General features: G+C 29.5%; 13 protein-coding genes, 3 tRNA genes, 1 pseudogene and 1 other annotated feature. Of the genes and pseudogenes, 4 read left to right on the top strand and 13 right to left on the bottom strand.

All coding sequences use genetic code 11. From position 1 onward, the window contains the following. Nucleotides 1–37: 37 nt before the first annotated feature. The 3 genes from DR024_RS00650 to DR024_RS00640 all read right to left on the bottom strand — a co-directional run bounded on the left by DR024_RS00650 (nucleotide 38) and on the right by DR024_RS00640 (nucleotide 2,210). A complete protein-coding gene (locus tag DR024_RS00650) occupies nucleotides 38–1,321 on the bottom strand; it encodes a Na+/H+ antiporter NhaC family protein (protein WP_111918020.1) in 1,284 nt (427 codons plus the stop codon). Nucleotides 1,322–1,395: 74 nt separating this feature from the next. Beyond that, nucleotides 1,396–1,471, bottom strand: a tRNA-Lys gene (locus DR024_RS00645). 64 nt (nucleotides 1,472–1,535) lie between these two features. After that, nucleotides 1,536–2,210 carry a hypothetical protein gene (locus tag DR024_RS00640; protein WP_099329341.1) on the bottom strand — a complete coding sequence of 225 codons (675 nt, stop codon included), beginning with the start codon at nucleotides 2,208–2,210 and terminating at the stop codon, nucleotides 1,536–1,538. A gap of 214 nt (nucleotides 2,211–2,424) precedes the next feature. On the opposite strand from DR024_RS00640, the gene DR024_RS00635 reads away from it, so the two are divergent. Next, nucleotides 2,425–2,829: an HNH endonuclease signature motif containing protein gene (locus DR024_RS00635; RefSeq protein WP_111918018.1), complete on the top strand. Its 405-nt coding sequence runs from the start codon at nucleotides 2,425–2,427 to the stop codon at nucleotides 2,827–2,829. A gap of 113 nt (nucleotides 2,830–2,942) precedes the next feature. Here DR024_RS00635 and DR024_RS00630 read toward each other — a convergent pair whose 3' ends face one another. The 4 genes from DR024_RS00630 to DR024_RS00615 are packed head-to-tail and all read right to left on the bottom strand — an operon-like array spanning nucleotide 2,943 to nucleotide 6,329. Continuing rightward, complete coding sequence (locus DR024_RS00630) at nucleotides 2,943–4,379, bottom strand: glycoside hydrolase family 1 protein (RefSeq protein WP_242983068.1); 1,437 nt, start codon at nucleotides 4,377–4,379, stop codon at nucleotides 2,943–2,945. Beyond that, nucleotides 4,372–4,719 (bottom strand): PTS lactose/cellobiose transporter subunit IIA, encoded by a 348-nt coding sequence (locus tag DR024_RS00625; RefSeq protein ID WP_111918016.1) that lies wholly within the window; start codon nucleotides 4,717–4,719, stop codon nucleotides 4,372–4,374. The genes DR024_RS00630 and DR024_RS00625 overlap by 8 nt, the downstream gene beginning before the upstream one ends. Continuing rightward, a complete protein-coding gene (locus DR024_RS00620) occupies nucleotides 4,712–5,962 on the bottom strand; it encodes a PTS sugar transporter subunit IIC (RefSeq protein ID WP_049179973.1) in 1,251 nt (416 codons plus the stop codon). Before DR024_RS00620 ends, DR024_RS00625 begins: the two co-directional genes overlap by 8 nt. Before the next feature lie 55 nt (nucleotides 5,963–6,017). Further along, nucleotides 6,018–6,329 carry a PTS sugar transporter subunit IIB gene (locus DR024_RS00615; protein WP_049179975.1) on the bottom strand — a complete coding sequence of 104 codons (312 nt, stop codon included), beginning with the start codon at nucleotides 6,327–6,329 and terminating at the stop codon, nucleotides 6,018–6,020. Between the two features lie 184 nt (nucleotides 6,330–6,513). Here DR024_RS00615 and DR024_RS00610 point away from each other — a divergent pair, with 184 nt between their 5' ends. Further along, nucleotides 6,514–8,439 (top strand): BglG family transcription antiterminator, encoded by a 1,926-nt coding sequence (locus tag DR024_RS00610; protein WP_146742878.1) that lies wholly within the window; start codon nucleotides 6,514–6,516, stop codon nucleotides 8,437–8,439. Between the two features lie 315 nt (nucleotides 8,440–8,754). Beyond that, nucleotides 8,755–8,996, top strand: a pseudogene (locus DR024_RS17935) (hypothetical protein). A gap of 49 nt (nucleotides 8,997–9,045) precedes the next feature. Here the strand turns inward: DR024_RS17935 and DR024_RS00600 are convergent. The 3 genes from DR024_RS00600 to DR024_RS00590 form a co-directional block, all read right to left on the bottom strand. Next, a tRNA-Gly gene (locus DR024_RS00600) sits at nucleotides 9,046–9,120 on the bottom strand. 5 nt (nucleotides 9,121–9,125) lie between these two features. Then, nucleotides 9,126–9,209 (bottom strand) — tRNA-Leu (locus DR024_RS00595). A 164-nt stretch (nucleotides 9,210–9,373) separates the two neighbouring features. Beyond that, a complete protein-coding gene (locus DR024_RS00590; RefSeq protein WP_111918012.1) occupies nucleotides 9,374–12,772 on the bottom strand; it encodes a glycoside hydrolase domain-containing protein in 3,399 nt (1,132 codons plus the stop codon). A gap of 499 nt (nucleotides 12,773–13,271) precedes the next feature. Beyond that, nucleotides 13,272–13,484, top strand: a binding site (T-box leader). Nucleotides 13,485–13,540: 56 nt separating this feature from the next. Here DR024_RS00590 and thrS point away from each other — a divergent pair. Continuing rightward, entirely contained in the window at nucleotides 13,541–15,472 is a 1,932-nt protein-coding gene (thrS, locus tag DR024_RS00585; RefSeq protein WP_111918010.1) for a threonine--tRNA ligase, read from the top strand. Between the two features lie 154 nt (nucleotides 15,473–15,626). Here thrS and DR024_RS00580 read toward each other — a convergent pair whose 3' ends face one another. From DR024_RS00580 to DR024_RS00570, 3 genes are read right to left on the bottom strand one after another with little or no spacing between them, the layout of a single operon-like run. After that, nucleotides 15,627–16,559 carry a carbohydrate kinase family protein gene (locus tag DR024_RS00580; protein WP_111918008.1) on the bottom strand — a complete coding sequence of 311 codons (933 nt, stop codon included), beginning with the start codon at nucleotides 16,557–16,559 and terminating at the stop codon, nucleotides 15,627–15,629. 12 nt (nucleotides 16,560–16,571) lie between these two features. After that, nucleotides 16,572–18,059: a glycoside hydrolase family 32 protein gene (locus DR024_RS00575; RefSeq protein ID WP_111918006.1), complete on the bottom strand. Its 1,488-nt coding sequence runs from the start codon at nucleotides 18,057–18,059 to the stop codon at nucleotides 16,572–16,574. Nucleotides 18,060–18,082: 23 nt separating this feature from the next. Next, nucleotides 18,083–19,510, bottom strand: a complete 1,428-nt coding sequence (locus DR024_RS00570; protein WP_111918004.1) for a PTS transporter subunit EIIC — start codon at nucleotides 19,508–19,510, stop codon at nucleotides 18,083–18,085. Nucleotides 19,511–19,631: the final 121 nt, after the last annotated feature.

Here is a 19,631-nt window from a genome sequence, read left to right as displayed (position 1 = left end):
AAGAGAAATTGCATTTGCAATTTCTCTTAATCTTTATTTATTCACTTCTTTTTCTCCAGTAAAGGTAAATTGATACTAAAGCACAAATCCCCATTAAATATGGATAAACTGAATATTTTATTATTGCAAATGGTGATATCATAGCTAATCCTGAGGCTGAAATAAGTTGTGCCCCATAAGGAATCAATCCTTGAAATACACATGAGAACATATCCATTATGCCAGCTACTCTTCTAGGTTCCAATTCAAACTCATCTGAAATATCTTTAGCTATTGGTCCAACAGTTACTATTGCAATAGTATTATTAGCTGTACAAATATCAACTAGACTTACTAATGTAGCAATACCAAGTTCAGCTCCTCTTTTACTTTTAAAGTTCTTCATACCTTTATTTAATATATATTCTATTCCACCATTATTTTTAATTAACTCAATGGTTCCTGCTATTAATAAAGAAATTATTATAAGTTCGCTCATACCTTGTATTCCAGCTGAAATATTAGTAAACAATCCTATTATATCAAAGCTTCCATATAAAAGCCCTATTGCTCCTGCAAATACAATTCCACCTATTAAGATAAATATTACATTTATACCCATTAATGCAGATATCAACACAACTATGTATGGAAGTATCTTTATAAAACTATATTCATACTCTCCTAAAGTTTGTATAGATATTCCTTTTGTAAGAATCATAAATACAATAGCAGTAACTATAGCTGCTGGTAATACTATTTTGAAGTTCATTTTAAACTTATCCTTCATTTCACAACCTTGAGTTCTAGTTGCAGCAATTGTTGTATCTGATATCATAGATAAATTATCTCCAAACATAGCTCCACTAACCACAGCCCCTACAACTATAGCAACAGCTATTCCTGTCTTCTCTGATATTCCTACTGCTATTGGAACTAAAGCAACTATTGTACCCATTGATGTTCCTACTGATAATGCTATAAATGAAGCTATTATAAATACACCTGGTACAAGTATACTTGTAGGTAAAATTGAAAGTCCAAAATTTACTGTTGAATCAACAGCTCCCATAGCCTTAGCTACTTGCGCAAATGCTCCTGCTAAGACAAATATAAGAATCATTAATATAACATTAGAATTTCCTGCTCCCTTACAAAAATCCTGAAGCTTATCTTCAAATGTTCTCTTTTTATTCATTGATAAAGCAACTATTGCAGATATTAAAAATGGTACTATCACTGATACTGCATAAAAGTCTTTTGCTATAATCGATGTTCCTGCATAAACTATTAAAAAAATTGCTAATGGTAATAATGCAGTAACGTTTCCTTTTGTTTTCATATATTTCTCCTCTCAAATTAAGTCTCTTTTATTATACAAGAAAAAAAGGAATCTATAACTAGATTCCTTTCATTTGGTGCGCCATCAGGGATTCGAACCCGGGACACCCTGATTAAGAGTCAGGTGCTCTACCAACTGAGCTAATAGCGCTTATTTACATAAAATATTATAGCATCCAACTTTTTTATGGTCAAGATGCTATAATATTATTTTTTTATATTACTTCTGACAAATTCTTTTGCAATATTTCTTTAAACTTCTCTGCGCTCAATTCATTTTTTATTGCTTCACTACATATTTTCTTCCACTCACTTACTGTTACACCAGTCTTACTTATAAATGTATTTTCATCATTGGTTAACATAGTAGAATCTACAATAAAATTACCAAGTTCCTCTGGATTTCTAAATATCTTTAAATATAAAAATTCTTTATTATCACCATACCAAGTTTTATTAAATTCTCTACTGAACTTAATCAATTCAGGTATAACTCTATCTTTTGGTAGATCCCACATTTTTGATACTCTTGTATAGTGACTCAACATTAATTGTGCTTCACTTTTTGATATTTTCCCTTTCGATAATCCATCTCTTATAATTTTATCAACGGGAAGTGATGGAATATTAATTATTATCCTATCTTTACCATATATCCATTTATAAAAAGCTTCTTGCAAGAAAGAATATTGAATATATCCAAGTAGCACTTTCGCATCAGGGAAATATGCATAGATATTATCAATACCGTTATTTTTTGAAAATATCAAGGTATGAATATAAAGTGACTTTTCCTTTGGTGGATTATCCATAAACATATGACCTCTTATTGTTTTATTTTCATGAATTAATGATTCCCAATACTTAAAGGAGTTATAGTTTTGTCTCACCCTTATCACCTTTCTTTCCTTTATATAATATATTATATAGTAAGATATACCCCTTTATCAATACCATACTACGTGTTTACACGTTATTATAAAATATGTATTTGAATTACTATTCATACTGTTATTTAATAATTTTTATTGAAATTTTTGACAAAATTGAAGTTGTTTTTAATTTATTATATAATGAGTACATATTGAATAAGGAGGTATGTTATTGTTTTTTTGTGAAATATGTAATAAGCCAGCTGATATACACCATATAGTTCATAGAAGTGAAGGCGGTTTAGGTATAGAAATTAACTATAAATACCTTTGCAATGAACACCATCGTGGTAAAAACGGACCACATCACTCTATTGAAATAGATTTAAAATATAAATTAGAACTACAAAAAGAATTACTTAAGCTTCTTGACAAAAATTTCTATACAATAAAAGAGTTAAGTAACACTTTAAATTTTTCTTTAAATGTTGCAAAACGTATAACTAAAGATTTGCGCCTATATAAAGAAGGTTATAAGAAAGAAGATATTATATTATATCTCATGGGTGGGACTTTATACACCGAAGAAATGATTGAAAATATAAAAATTCAAAAACTACTTGAAGAAATTTATTGAATACAAAAAGCTCTAGCATTTTTGCTAGAGCTTTTTATTAAAATGAATTGTCTAACTAAGTTTAACACCTTACTTTTTATTCATTAAATACTTATTCTATTATAAAAATTATATTAATCAAAAATAGAAGCTCCATTACTTTCAATAACTTTCTTATACCAATAAAAACTGTCTTTTTTGATTCTTCTTAAATCCTTTATTTCTTTATCTTCTCTATTTACATAAACTAATCCATATCTTTTATTATATCCATTACTTGTACTTAAAACATCCACAAAAGACCATGGAAGGAAACCAAAGATATCAACACCTAATTCAATAGCACGATGAATTGATTTTAAATGTTTTGTCCAATAATCAATTCTATAATCATCGTGAACAGTTTCATCTTCTTCTAGCTTATCATAAGCCCCTAATCCATTTTCAGTTATTATTATTGGAATATTGTAACGTTGATAAATATCTCTAAGCAAATATTCCATTCCACTAGGATCAATAGTCCAATCCCAATCATTAGTTTCAGCATTAGGATTTTTAATATATTCATAAAAATCTGGCATCATTTCATATGCTCCCATAGCGCCTTTTTTTCCTTCTAAATTACTTTTAGCTTCTCTTAAATAATTATTATCTTCACTTGGGAACTTTACACATTTACTTGCATAATAGTTTACACCTAAGAAATCAGAATATCCAGCTTTAATAATATCCATATCTCCATCTTCTATTTTTGGTGCTATATTTTGTTCTTCTAAATATTTCATTGCTCCCACAGGATAGCTTCCTTTAAAGTATATATCTAAAAAGAAATGATTCTTTAAATTCTCAGCATTTAACATCGCTAACATATTTTTAGGAGAAGAGTCTAAAGCATAGATTGGTGAATAGCCAATAGCAGCACCAGCTTTACCCCCTTCAACATATTTATGTACTAATTGGCATGCTTTTGCATGAGCAAGGTTCATATGATGATTTATTTGAAATTTTATTTGATGATTATCATGATACTTTTCTGGTATATAGTTTTTCTTTTTCCAGAATTCAACTATAATACTTTGCTCATTTATAGTAATCCAGTTCTTAATTTTATCTTTATAACGCTTAATTATAAATTCTGCATAATAAACAAAATCCTCTACGCTCTGTCTGCTTATCCATCCATCATATTTTTCTACTAATGCCATTGGCATATCATAATGATAAATTGTTGGAATAGGTTCAATACCATTTTTTATTAATTCATCAATAAAATTATCATAAAATTCTATTCCTTTTAAATTAACTTCCCCTGTTCCATTAGGAAACACTCTTGACCATGCAATAGAAAAGCGATAAGCAGTAAACCCGCATTCTTTCATTAATTTTATATCTTCTTTATATCTATGATAACCATCACTAGCTATACTAGCATCAGAAAAACCTGTATTCTCATTTAAAACATCCATCTGAGATAACTTTTTACCATCTTCTAATGCTGCTCCTTCCACTTGAAAAGCACTCGTTGCTGCTCCCCACAAGAATTTTGCCGGCATTTCCTTTTTTCTATTCACAACTATTATCCTCCAATTTCTTAATTCTTTCCTCTAAACTAGTGTATAGAATATACATATTTTCAGCTAAGTTTCTTTCTGACATAATAGTCATCAAAGTATCTTGGGCATGTATAAATAACAATGATGGAGATATAGCTGATCCTGTTGCCTCCTCTTGAATTATTTGAGTTTGAGACGCATGTGCTTGACGTATATTTTCTTTCGCCTCTTTCATTTCTTTTTCATAGCCTAATTTGTCATTTTTAGATAAACAATTTATCGCCGTTTTTATATTCTCACGTGCATCTCCAGCTTTTAAGATTATTTTCATTGCAACTTGTTCTAATCTATTATCCAATTATATCATCCTTTCTTGTATTATTCTTTTCTGCGCATAAACTACTATCATATGCTTTAAAAAATGGATACCATATTATTGTATAAACAACTAATAAAACTGCCCATAATATAATTGCTCTTAAGTCGCTAGTAACAAGTACTGAACTAATTGGCATAGGTAATTTTACCCCTGTTAATAGCTTTGCAGGAACATTAACTAGGCCACCCTTCATAAATATCCATGTAATTATAGGTCCAACAATTCCATTTATCCACATAGGTGCCATTAAATAAGGATTGAATGCTACTGGAGCTCCAAAAATTACAGGTTCATTTATATTGAAAAGTGATGGAATTAAGAACACTTTACCCATTGTTCTTAATTTCTTACTTCTAGCTCTTAGCATTAATAATACTAAGGACATTGTTGCTCCCATTCCTCCAATCCAAACAAATCCAACAAAAATAGTCTCTTGTGTAACAATATTCATAGGCTGTAATCCTGAATTTAGTGCTTCAATATTTGCAGTTATACCTTCTAACATAATTGGTGTATATATAGGTGATAATAACCAGCTGCTTATTCCTAAAGAATATAGTATAACTGGTGTAAAACATATTAAAATAAAACCTGGTAATGTTTGTCCAAATTGATTAATAGGAGCAAACAATTTAGTAACAGCTACAAAAATATCAATTTTCAAAGTATGTACAACTATCATAGTTATAAATAGCGCAAAGAAAGTTGGTATTATTTGATTCAACCATTTAAGAATAAATTCTGGTACAGATGTAACATTTTTAAATGGATTAATTTTTGCATAAATATTTAATATTACTGAAGCTAATAATCCAGCTAAAAAGGCTATAAGTATTCCCTTTGGTCCTAAACGACTAAATTCAAAAGAAATTGTCCCATTATCTAAAGTTGGATTTAACATCATTAAAAATGTACTTAATCCAATTATTCCAGAACAAATTTGATATTCCTTATGTCCTAGTTTTACCATTCCTTGATACCCTAATAAAAAGGCAAGTATTAGTGAATATAATCCAAAGCTAAAATTATATATAGGTTGAATATCAGGTATTGCTGGTATATATCCTCTAAGAATATTGTATATAGATATTATTGATCCTAGAAAAATCGTTGGTAGTACAAGCATTATACCTGTAGAAATAATTTGTATCCATTTATTCTCGGCAAACTTGTTCATTTTTGGTGCAAAATTATTTTTTAGAAACTTAATAAATGATTTCATTAAAAAACCCCCTTCATATATCCATTAGTGTAAAGTTTGTTACACATTCATAAAATTAACTTAGTTTTTCTAATACAAAATCTAGTAAACCTTCTCCATCTATTTCTCCATAAATATCTTCTGGGATAATTTCCATTTTTACACCATTTTCTTCAGCCTTCTGTCTTAATGTTTCAAATACATACTTCATATGAGGTGCAACTAATAGAATATCAACTTTAGCTATATATGAATCAACTTCACTTTCTGCTGTTGCTAAAACTTCAATTAAGACCTTTTTCTTTTTTGCAGCCTTTCTCAATGCTTGTGCTAAAAAACCACTTGACATACCTGCTCCACAACATAAAAATATTCTTTTCATTTCCATAATATATTCCTCCTTATTGATTCCGTTTTCACAATTATCATATTATAAATTTTAGATTTAATCTTTCACTAATTTTCCTTCATTAACGAAATAACTTATTTCGCCAATATACGAAATTTTAAATTTGAAAAAATCCTTTAAACTTGCTACTATTATTTTAAATATAGAGAATTGGGGTGATTACTTGAATCAAAAATTACTTAATGTTATTGAATATTTATACCAACAATCTTCTCCTATTTCTTGCAAGGAATTAGCTCAACAATTTAAAGTTACTACAAGAACTATTCAAAACTATGTTAAAGATATTAATCATATATCTAGTAGTAATGCTATTATTTCAAGTAAAAATGGATATATGTTAAATAAACAAAAAACTGATATACTTTTTAAAAAAATTAATGTAAATATTCCTGATGATAATTTATCTAGATGTACTTATATTCTAAAAAAACTTCTAACTCACACAAAAGAAAGTATAAATATATTTGACCTAAGCGATGAATTATTTATAAGCTATTCTACCTTTAGAAATGTACTTTCTTATACAAACAATTATCTCAAGAAGTATAATATTAAGATTGTTTCTAATAACAACCTACTTTATCTCCAGGGTAATGAAAGAGATTTAAGAAAACTTATGAGTACAATTATATATGATGAGGTTTCTATAAATAGTTTTTCTATTGAAAATCTATATGAATATTTTAATTCTGTACTAGTAACAAAAGTTATAGATTTTTTAGATTCATTCTCTAAAAGTAATGATTTTACTATAAACCATTTTACAAAAATGAATTTAATTCTTCATTTTTGCATCTTAATTAAAAGAATTCAAGATGGTAATATAGAAATGAATTCTTCTGTTAATTCTGATAATAGTAAATTTTCACTTGAATGTGATCATAAACTAATAGCTAAACTTCATAAGGAAATATTTGATACTTTTAATATTTATATAGACAATGATAATTTAAAGGAAGCTTATCTACTTCTTCAAATTAATTCTGATTTAAGTTTAAACTTAGCAAATGATATGCTTGGAAATGAAATACTATCTTTAATGAAAGAAATTATTAAAGAAATTAAAGTTAATTATCTATTAGATTTGAATACGCCTGAATTTATTACTCCTTTTTCCTTGCATCTTAAAAGACTTATTTTTAGAATACAACATGGAAAGGTAGAAAAGAATCCTATTTTAAAGCACATAAAGAAAACGATTCCCATGATTTATGATATTTCAACTTATGTGTCTCTTTATATAAACAATTTCTTTGAAAATGAAGTTGTTGCCGAAGATGAAATCGGGTTCATTGCTCTTCACATAGGTGCAGAAATCAATAGACAAAAGTCTGATGGGGAAAAAATATCTACTATATTGGTTTTACCAAAATATTTGGAGTTAGAAAGCTATGTAAAAAAACAAATATTAAAGAACTTCCATGAAAAATTAAATATAGTTAACTCAATTTACTCTCACGAATATATACATAACATCTCCGACACAGCAGAGTTGATTATTACTACATTTCCTCTATCACACTTTAAGAATACAAATAAATTGGAGATAGTCTCTATATCTCCGTTTTTTAATTATGAAGATCAATTAAAGGTTCATGAGGGAATTGATTCTATAAAGAAGAAAAGATTAAATCAAATCCTTATTAGTCAATTTGATTATTTTTTTAACAAAGAACTTTTTCATTTAGATAATGGTTCATACAAGGATGAATATGATGTAATTAATTTTTTAGCAAAAGATCTAATTGATAAAAATTATGCTCCAAAAGAGTTTTTAACTCATATAATTAATCGTGAAAAACTAACTTCTACTGCTTTTAATAATGTTTCTGTTCCACATCAATTTTTTACTGAAACTATGAGAACCGGAACAAATATATTAATATCAAAAGAAGGTATACATTGGAAAAACAACTTAGTTCATATAGTTTTAATGGTTTGTATAAAAAATGAAGATAAAAAGAATTTTGCCTTTTTATATGAAGCACTATTAAATTTATTTACCCAGGATGATATAGTACAAATAGTAAAAAATTCAATCTCATTTGAAGATTTTAAAAATAAAGTTCTATTATTTATCAAATAATAAATAGTACATATTAGACAACGTCAGGTTTACTTTTTTCTATTACATAATATAATAAAATTAAATATGTTACTCATATTAGGATGAAACAGTAGATGAATAGAAAAGTAATTTATAGAATCATTCTATGATAATTAGTTTAATATATAGGACAAGTTTGCTATCACAAACGTTAACATAAATATAATACACAAAAATCTAGGAAGTAGAAACTACATATTCTCTCCTTCCTACTTTTTATTAAACAGAATTATTCATCGAAGTTATTTTTAATTTATTATATAATAAGCACATATTAAATAAAGATATATGTTATTGTTCTTTTGTGAAATATGTAATAAGCCAGCTGATATACACCTCATAACTCATAGAATTGAAGGCGGTTTAGATATAGAAATTAAATATAAATACCTTTGCGTATAACTAAAGATTTGCGCCTATATAAAGAAGGTTATAAGAAAGAAGATATTATATTATATCTCATGGGTGGGACTTTATATACCGAAGAAATGATTGAAAATATAAAAATTCAAAAACTACTTGAAGAAATCTATTAAATACAAAAAGCTCTAGCATTTTCGCTAGAGCTTTTTATAAATGTAGTTTTGGAGCGGAAAACGGGATTCGAACCCGCAACATCCACCTTGGCAAGGTGGCGCTCTACCGTTGAGCCATTTCCGCATAAATGGTGCAGATGAAGGGAGTCGAACCCCCACGCCTAAGGCGCTAGATCCTAAGTCTAGTGCGTCTGCCAATTCCGCCACATCTGCATTCATTACCATTATTATACAATACCTTTTCCCTATAAATCAATATCTTTATACTCATTTTATCTTTAACTTTGTAATATAAAAAGCCAGGAGAGCCTTCTTTCTAGTTAATTTACTATCTCCCAGCTTTAATATAATTCAAATAACTTTAATGTCTTACTTTTTTATGCTCGTTTCTTTCTAATAAACATAAAAATCACTCCAGCACCCATAAGCAATAAAATTCCCCATGCAATAAAGTTGCTTGAATCCCCAGTTTTTTCAGTAGCGCTTGCATCTTTATCATCTCCATCTTCATCATTATTTGGATTTTCTGGTTTAATCGGCTTTGTTGATGTGGACTTTTTAACAGTTACTTTAATTTCTTTACTAGCATTTCCATCATTGCTTTTTACATTAACAAAAGTATTTCCTTCTTTTACAGCAGTGATGTATCCATCTTTTACTGTTGCTACTGTTTCGTCATCGCTTGACCAATTTAATGATTTATCTGTTGCATTTTCAGGAACTACTTTACAATCTACCTTAATACTTTCTCCTTCACTTAATACAACTTCATCTTTATCAGTAATAATTGTTTCAACAAGTACATTCTGTTGTGCAATGTATTCTTTAGATAAAGTCATAACACCTTCGCGCATACGTTCTGTTTCTGTAAATACAATCTTACGCTCTTCTTCACTTGCAGCTACAGCACTTCCATATCCATTTCCGCCTTGTTTTGGTCTTCTCATTGACTCAACTAGTTCAGTAATCTCAGTATTTAGTTCTTCTGACTTTTCCATAAGATATTTCGCCTTATTAATATCACGTACACCTTTTTTTAGCATTTCATATCTTGGTGTACTGTAATAATAATCAGGATTTGAATCATCACCCTTTTCTACAGGATAAATGAACCATCCATCCCCTGGCTCCCAATACTTATATGTCACATTATTTAATGGATCTTGTACCCAATTATCCCAAGCCCAACGCATAAATCCATCTGTATTATGAGCTAATGTGTACCACATCATCCATGTGTTATCAGCTGGATCACTAATTGTAAAGTTTCCTGGATAATCTCCTGTACATGCATAAATAGTAGTTGTTAATCCAAGATTTCTACGATGTTCAGACATTTCTCTCATTTTATCACTTTGATGAGATACATGACTTACCCCTATAGATATATCATCAATACGATCAGTAAATGAATAATCTGTCTGACTGTCATAATTAAATGCTGATGAAATTTTAAAACTTTCACCATTTTCATCTTTTACTGATTCAATTAAATCTACAGCTGGACGTAATTGTTCTAAGCCACGTTCATCCATAGAAATATATGTCATATCAAACCAACCTTTTTCCTTACTGTGCTTCATAAAATCTCTTAAAAATGGTTTCCACATATCTATCCAGTTTTGATTTCCCGGATTAAATGTATAACTAACATTTCTTCCTAAAGCTTCATCATAATAAGCTATTGTATTATTCCAAGGAACAATACTATAGCATTTTATCTGCCCAATATTATTTTCTGGATCTAGTACTCCACATTCTATCTGGAAATTAATCCATGCATCATACCATGTATAATCAAATTCAAATGTTCCATCTTTCTTCTTTGTCCACTTTACCATAGATGGATCACTGTAATATGATTGATGTCCCCACGCTTCTTCAACAATATTTGCAACTACATCTTTTCCACCTAAGTCTTTATATTCTTTCATTGAAGAACGCATATATTTAAAATGTTCTTCAGTAAAATATTCTTCTTCTTCTACACCATAGTAGTTTGCTACAGCAAATGGATGTTGCCAAATTTGAATTTGTGTATCAGTTTCACTTGTTTCTGGCTGAACTAAATCAAGGACTTCAAATTGATAATCAAATTCATATGCCTTATCTAATTCATCTGCTGTTACTTTAATTTTACCTTTATATATCCCTGGTTTTGCATCCTTAGGTATATTTATATTAATCCATGCAGATTGTACTGTTTCTGGTTCAATATCAATCTTTCCACCTTTGTATATTACATCCGGAAATGGTTTTACAGGTGCAGAACTATTTCCACGACCAATATTAGCCATTACTTCTTTCAACCATTTTACTTCGATGTTAGACGCTTTAATTAAAGAATTGTCACTCTTAAAATCACTTGCAATAACTTGTACATTATGAACTTTCTCATCTCTAGAACAGGTTACAATCTTAGAATTTAACACATCTCCTCTCCAAGCAACATCGCTCCAAGTTTCTTTGTACTGACTCATAAGCTTATAGTAATCATCTTGTGTATCCAATATATCTGTAGATCCTATGAATGCTGATAAATACTCAATAGCTGGTACTACTTTAACATTAACTTCCGCCTTAATGTTTGTTCCTTTTATTGAAGCTATTACCTTTGTAGTAGCTTCTACTTTACTTACTGCACTAATCATTCCTGTAGAATCTACTGTTACAATATCTTCATCTTCACTTTGCCAAACAACTTCTTTATTTGTTGCTATACTTGGTGAAACATTTGCATTAACCTTTCTTGTCATACCGCTTTCTAATAATAAATCATACTCACTTAATGCAATATTTGTAGCATTAATTGGTGTCTTGTGATACACTTTAGCAAAATCAACCTGAATTGCTTTATTTGATTCCTCTGGTAATGCAACTTTAAGTATATGCTCACCTTCTACTAAATTCTCAGAAGCATAAATTAATTGTTGGTGCTTATTGCTTCCTACAGTAGTTCCATCTGCAATTCCAACCTTTTCTCCATCTATAAACACATCATATACACCATGTGCTTCATTCTTAGTTGCATAAATTTCAATCTTTGATCCTATAAACTTAATCTCATAATAGTCACCTGAATATGCATAATGTTCATCTCCGTTAGAAAATATTTCTGGGGATCCACTACCGCTTTTCCAGTTTCCTGTATACTTAAATTTAAAAAGCTCACTTTTAGTTGTAGTGTCGCTATCTTCAATTTTAGAAATATACGTTCCTATATCCCCTTCAGTTTCTTCAGAAATCCCAAATATCTTCACATAATCAACTTCTCCGTCTGCAGCTGATGAATTAACACTCTTTGTTCCTGATAACTCAACTTTTAATATATGTTCTTCATAATCAAGCCCTGTTTTAGAATATAACTTTTGATTAGACATTATACTTGAGCTATATGCATCTACCGTATCAATCTTTTTTCCATCTAGATAAATATTATATATACCTAAATTGGGTTGCTTTTCTCCATAAAGTTCAATTCCAGTACCCTTAAATTTAACACTATAGCTTGGAAGATCATCACCTTCTGTATAATTTTCAAAATTAAACCAATGTTCATCTCCTCCGTTGAACCTATCTGGGTATCCAACACTAGTTTTCCAGTTACCTTGAAAATTAAACTTATTTACCCCTTCTCCTATGTCAGAATCATTGATAATCAACTCACTACTAGCAGCTTTTATACTCAATACTTGAAATGGAAATAGTGCTAATATAATCATTAAGGCTAAAATAATACTAGTAACCTTTTTAATTTTTAAACGCTTTACTTTCATATTTCCTCCTAATATTAATTATTGAATATGTGCAAATACCTATTTAGATATTAATTTTTATTACATCTTTTTAATATATATCATTACAACGTTTACTTTAATTAGCGATGATAATATACCTCTTTAACTTAGAACGTACTAAAAATATTCAATATCCTCCTTCCTAATATTGATTGCTTAACATTATTTATAGATACCTCCTCACCTATATTCTTAATAGATACAAAGCTCATTTTTTTAGATTATATCTACCTATAATTAAAGAGTATAGAAAGAAAACAGTTCTGTATTTACATTATATGGTAATACATTTGTGTTTTTTAACTATTTTCAGCAACAATATTTTTAAATATATAAATATCTCAAATGGTACAACTTATATTTATATCTACTTCTAGTAGTTTTTCTTTACTGTATATGTAAATATTATTTATTTTAATAATTTAACATGTTGACATAAAAAAATTAAATAACTATAATTAATAAATAAAATATAATTTTTAAAACGTTGAAGAGAAGAGTAAGTTATTAACTTCATTTTCAGAGAGAGGATACATTAGCTGGAAGTATCTTTAAATGAGCATAACTGAAGACCACCTCTGAGTGACTCTAATAAAGTCCGTAATTATCACGTTACGATAAACTTAAGTGACCTATAATATACTTTTATGGGTAATTAGAGTGGAACCACGGATATTTCTTCGTCTCTATATTTTTAGAGAACGGAGTTTTTTTATTTTAGAAAAGAGTTTGGAAGGAGATATAAAAATGATTAAAGTTACTTTAAAAGATGGCTCAGTTAAAGAATTTGAAGCCGGACTATCAGTACTTGATATAGCTAAATCTATTAGTGAAGGATTAGCTAGAAACGCATGTTGCGGTATTATTAATGGAAAAGTTGTAGACCTTCGTCATATTGTTAATGAAGATGTGGAGCTTGCTATATGCACATTTGATTCTCAAGAAGGTAAGGATGCTGTAAGACACAGTATATCTCACGTTTTAGCTTATGCTGTAAAAAGATTATTCCCAGAAGCAAAGCTTGCTATTGGCCCATCCATTGAAAATGGATTCTACTATGATTTCGATAGAGATATAGCTTTTTCTGCTGAAGATGTTGAAAAGTTAGAAGAAGAAATGAAAAAAATAATTAAGGAAAATCCAGCTATAGAAAGATTTGAACTTCCAAGAGATGAAGCTTTAAAATTAATGGCAGATGAGCCTTACAAAGTTGAATTAATAAATGACCTACCAGAAGATGAAGTTATTTCATTCTACAAAATGGGTGATTTCACAGACTTATGTGCTGGACCACACTTAATGTCAATTAAAAATGTAAAAGCAATAAAACTTCTTAGAACTGCTGGTGCATACTGGAAGGGTGACGAAAAGAATAAAATGCTTTCTAGAATCTATGGTACTGCATTCTTAAAGAAAGCTGACTTAGATGCTTATCTAGAAGCTTTAGAAGAAGCTAAAAAGAGAGATCACAATAAATTAGGAAGAGAACTTGGAATATTTACAACTCATGAAAATGTAGGTCAAGGACTTCCTCTATTCATGCCAAAGGGGGCTAAACTTTTCCAAACTCTTCAAAGATGGATTGAAGATGAAGAAGAAAGAAGAGGATATGTTTTAACTAAGACTCCATATATGGCTAAGAGTGACCTATACAAAGTATCTGGTCACTGGTCTCACTATAAAGACGGTATGTTTGTTTTAGGTGATGAAGAAAAAGATGATGAAGTTATGGCTTTAAGACCAATGACTTGTCCATTCCAATTCACTATATATAATGCAGAACAACACAGCTATAGAGACCTTCCAATAAGATATGCTGAAACTTCAACTCTATTCAGAAATGAATCATCAGGAGAGATGCACGGACTAACTAGAGTTAGACAATTCACTTTATCTGAAGGTCACATAATTGTTACTCCTGAACAACTTGAAGAAGAATTCAAAGGAGTTGTTGATTTAATTAACTACGTTATGGATACTTTAGGAATCTCTGAAGATATAACTTACAGATTCTCTAAATGGGATCCAACAGACAAGATTAAATATATAGATAACGCTAAGGCTTGGGAAGAAACTCAAGTTATAATGAAAAACATCTTAGATCACATTGGAATTCCATATGTTGAAGCTGCTGGTGAAGCTGCATTCTATGGTCCAAAGCTTGATATTCAATGTAAGAATGTTCACGGAAAAGAAGATACAATAATAACTGTTCAAATTGACTTTGCATTAGCAGATAGATTTAATATGACTTACATCGATAAAGATGGTAATAAGAAAACTCCTTATATCATTCATAGATCATCAATTGGATGCTATGAAAGAACAATTGCTACTTTAATCGAAAAGTATGCTGGAGCATTCCCAACTTGGATGGCACCAGTTCAAGCTAAGATTTTACCAATATCAGATAAATATAATGATTATGCTGAATCTATTGTTAAATCTCTTAGAAATAAGGGAATTAGAATTGAAGCTGACTACAGAGCTGAAAAGATAGGATATAAGATAAGAGAAGCTAGATTAGAAAGAGTTCCTTATATCTTAGTTGTTGGTGAAAAAGAAGCTGAAAACAATGCTGTTGCTGTTAGAAGTAGAAAGAATGGTGATGAAGGAAGCATGGCATATGCAGACTTTGAAGCTAGAATTCTTGAAGAGATAGCAAACAAAGAAAGATAGTAAAGATGGGGCTGTTGCACTAAATAATTAGTGCATAGCTCCTTTTTTAATTCTTTAGGAAATTATAATTGAAAAAATATAGTTTCTTATCTTTTTAAAAAGTTAAGAACTTACGAACTTATATTAAAAAAGAAGCTGTACACACAGCTCCTTTTTATTCACTCTCTATATATGACTCTACTTCCTCCATTGTAGGGATAGATGTTATTGCTCCATAGTTTGTGCAAGTTATTGCTCCAACCTTATTAGCAAACTCAATTATTTTCTTCCAAATATCAAATGATACATCATTTTTATTATCTATTTTTGATAATTGTGATAATACAGCTCCTACAAACGCATCCCCTGCTCCAGTTGAATCCTTTTGTTTTATTTTGATAGAGCCAATAACAATTGCCTTTCCATCTTTAATTATCATAGTACCTTCTTTTCCTAAAGTAATTGCTATTGCATTCAATTTACTATTTATCAAAGACTTAACGGCTAATTCTATATTATCAGTTTCAGTTAGAAGCTTAGCCTCTTCATCACTTATCTTTATAAATTCAGCTTCCCTCATAAAATTCCAACAATCATCTTTATATTGTTTCATTATATCATCTGTTATTAATACTTCTCTATAGTTAGGATCAAATGTTATTGTTGCCTTTTTATTCTTAGCATCTTCTAAAACTTTATAATAAGTATTTCTAAGATTTCCTGGTAAAAATGCTGTTGCTGATCCAAAATGAACTATAGTATCACTATCTATTGATAAATCATTTATATCAACCTCATATTCTCCATCTCCACCTCTATAAAAATCAAAGTTTCTTTCTCCGGATTTATCTAGGGAGACCATAGCTAAGGTTGTCCTTCCTTCTTTTTTTAGATACTTTGTATCTACATTATTATCTATTAGAACCTCTTCTAAATATTTACCAAAGTTATCTTTACCTACTTGCCCTAAAAAGTAAGCTTTTCCTCCTAACTTGCTAATTGCTACTGCAACATTTGCTGGAGCTCCCCCTGGTTTCTTGCTATATTCCTCTCCATTGTTAGATACAAAATCTATTAGTAGTTCTCCAATACAATATACTTTTTTCATTGTACTACTCCTTTAATCTAAAATTCCTGAATTCAACACATGCTTAGTATAATTATATCTTATTTCATTATCTGCATATATCTCTATTCCTGTAGACTTTTCTAATGGAAATACCCTTGTACTCATAGTTATTTTGCCACCATCTATAAATATTTCAACTATACTATTATCAACTATAACTTCAATATCTATATTTTTATCTATATTTATTTCTGCTTCTCTAGTTAATCCATATTCTTCAATAAATCTATTCTTCATTTTATTTCTATTTAAGGAAACACTATTATTTTCTCTATTGAAGTTTAACTCTAGTCTTTCTTCATTAGAAGAACATAAATTTATCCCAAAATTATTTGCTTCATTTAAAGTTAAATTCGCTTTCAAATAATAAGTATTATTGTCATTTGCTATTATTTCTTTTTTATTAACAATTCCATTTTCACTTACTACTAACTTACTTAATTTTAGTATCTCCTTAGCTGGTTTTTGTATTAATTTATTATTACTAATGGATAATTCTCTAGGAAAGGTTAGACAATGTGCCCATAACTTTTTATCTGTTGGGTATTTAAATTCTCCCATTCCAGCCCAAGCAAACAGTAATGCTTGTCCATCTTTTCCTTTAAAACTTTGTGGTGCATAAAAATCAAAGCCTTTATCTAGTTCTTCATATGAATCCACCTTAAATTTCAAATTATCTATATCTAGCTTTCCTATTGCATATATTACATTAAATATATTGTTATATTTGTTTCCTTCCTCATCTATACCTTGTGGGGAAAATATTAAAACATCTTTATCATCTATTTTCACATAATCAGGACATTCCCACATGTAACCAAATTCTTTAGGAAAATTCTCTAATTCCAGCTCACCAATTAATTCCCATTTGATTCCGTCAATAGATTTATACATAATAAATGTTCCAGTTTCATTTACTCTTTGTGCACCAAGTATCATGTAATAATTTTCTTTTAATTTAAAAACCTTAGGATCTCTTACATGTCCTGTATATCCATTAGGAACACCTTCAATTATAGGATTATTCTCATACTTCTTTATTTCGCCATCTTTATTCATTATGGCTAAACATTGATTTGCACTCCTATTATTTTTATCAAATTTTATATTTCCAGTATAGTATAGATACAACTCTTCATTTATTTCAATTGAATTTCCCGAGTAAGCTCCATGTGATTCGTACGTTTCAGTTGGAATTATCGCAACTGGTAGTCTATTCCATAAAACTAAGTCCTCTGATTCTAAATGAGCCCAATGCTTCATTCCATGTGTAACTCCAAAAGGATACCATTGGTGAAAAACATGATATTTTCCGTTAAAATAAGCTAATCCATTGGGATCATTTAGCAATCCATATTGTGGATATATATGATATATAGGTTTCCATAGCTTATCTTTTGCTTTATCTTTTAGCTCTAAAAGTTCTTCATTTGTTGCTTCTAATATAGTTCTATGTTTTTCTTCTTTAAAAATATCCATCAATACATCCTCTCTTTAACTAACTATTTTATCTTCAATTTCACTTTTTCATATAGAATTGTAAATATCGCTCCTGCTAATAATGCTATAAGATGAGCTATTAAATAATTTAAGTGTCCATTATTTTCAGCCGCTACAATAGCAAGTCCAGGAATAGCTGTAGCTCCAAATCCTATTGCTGATACCTTAGTTATATAAATGTACGCTCCACCTAGGGTAGCTGCTAAACACCCCGCTATTAATGGAAACTTATTCTTTAATGTTACACCAAAAATTGCTGGTTCTGATATTCCAAAAAGAACTGATCCAAATGATGATATGCAAATTTGCTTTGTTTTATCATCTTTCCATTTTAAATATAAATATCCTAATACAGCTCCACCTTGTGCAATTAATGCTATTGACATTAAAGGCATTATAAAGTTTCTACCTGTATCTGCTATTAATTGAGCTTCTACAGCTCCTATAACATGATGTAATCCTGTAATAACTATTATTTGTTGAATTCCTGCGAATAGCATATATCCTAATATACCTAAGTTTTCTGTAGACCATAATAATGATGTTGTTACAATATTAGCTAATTCACGACCTATTGGACCTATTATAGTAAATAATAAAAATGTAGCTACTATAACTGTAGATATTGGTGATAAAAATAATTTAACCATATCTGGTATTTTCTTATTGAAGAATTTATCTAACTTAGCAGTTACAAATCCCATCATTAAAGCTATTATTATTCCACCTTGGAATGCAACTAACTCTACTTTTAAACCAAATAAATTAATTACTTCTGGTTCGACACTTCCATTAGCAGCTGAATATGCATTTGCTAGGTCTGGATGTAGCATTATAGCTCCAATAACTAAACCTAAAACTGGAGAACCACCATAACGTTTAGTAGCTGAATATGCTACTAAAAGTGGTAATATTGTAAATATACCTGTAGATGCTATTTGTATAAACCTATTTAAACCTGCTAAAGCTGGATACATTTCTACTATTGATTGTTCACCAAATATACCTTGTTGGCTTAATAATCCTGTAATTCCCATTAATAAAGCTGCTGCAAGTAAACCTGGAATTATTTCAACAAATACATCTGATAATGATTTTATTGACTTTTGAAACCAATTTTGTTTTTGAGAAGCTACTGCTTTTACTTCTCCTAATGACATTTCACCTTTACCTGTCTCTTCTATGAATGCATCATAAACATTGTTTACAGTACCTGCCCCAAATATTATTTGTAATTGATCTCCTGCAATAAATACTCCCTTAACTAAGTCAATTTTCTCAATTGCTTTTAAGTCTGCCCTATCATTATTATTCAAAATTAGTCTTAATCTAGTAGCACAGTGAGCTGCCCCTTGCACATTTTCTTTTCCCCCAATAAACTTCAATAGTTCCTGAGAAATTAATTTGTATTGTTCTTTCTTTTGGCTCATTTTAATCCTCCCATCTTGGAAACCGGTTTCCAAAGTTCTATAAATAAAATATAGCACTATTCTTTTTTAATTCAATGCTTTCAGAAAACTTTTTCATAAATAAGTTTACAATTTCTCATAT

The sequence above is a fragment of the Clostridium paraputrificum genome (assembly GCF_900447045.1).
Taxonomy (GTDB): Bacteria; Bacillota; Clostridia; order Clostridiales; family Clostridiaceae; genus Clostridium; species Clostridium paraputrificum.
Note: the sequence above shows the minus strand (reverse complement) of the source record. Positions and strands in the feature narration are given on the sequence as shown.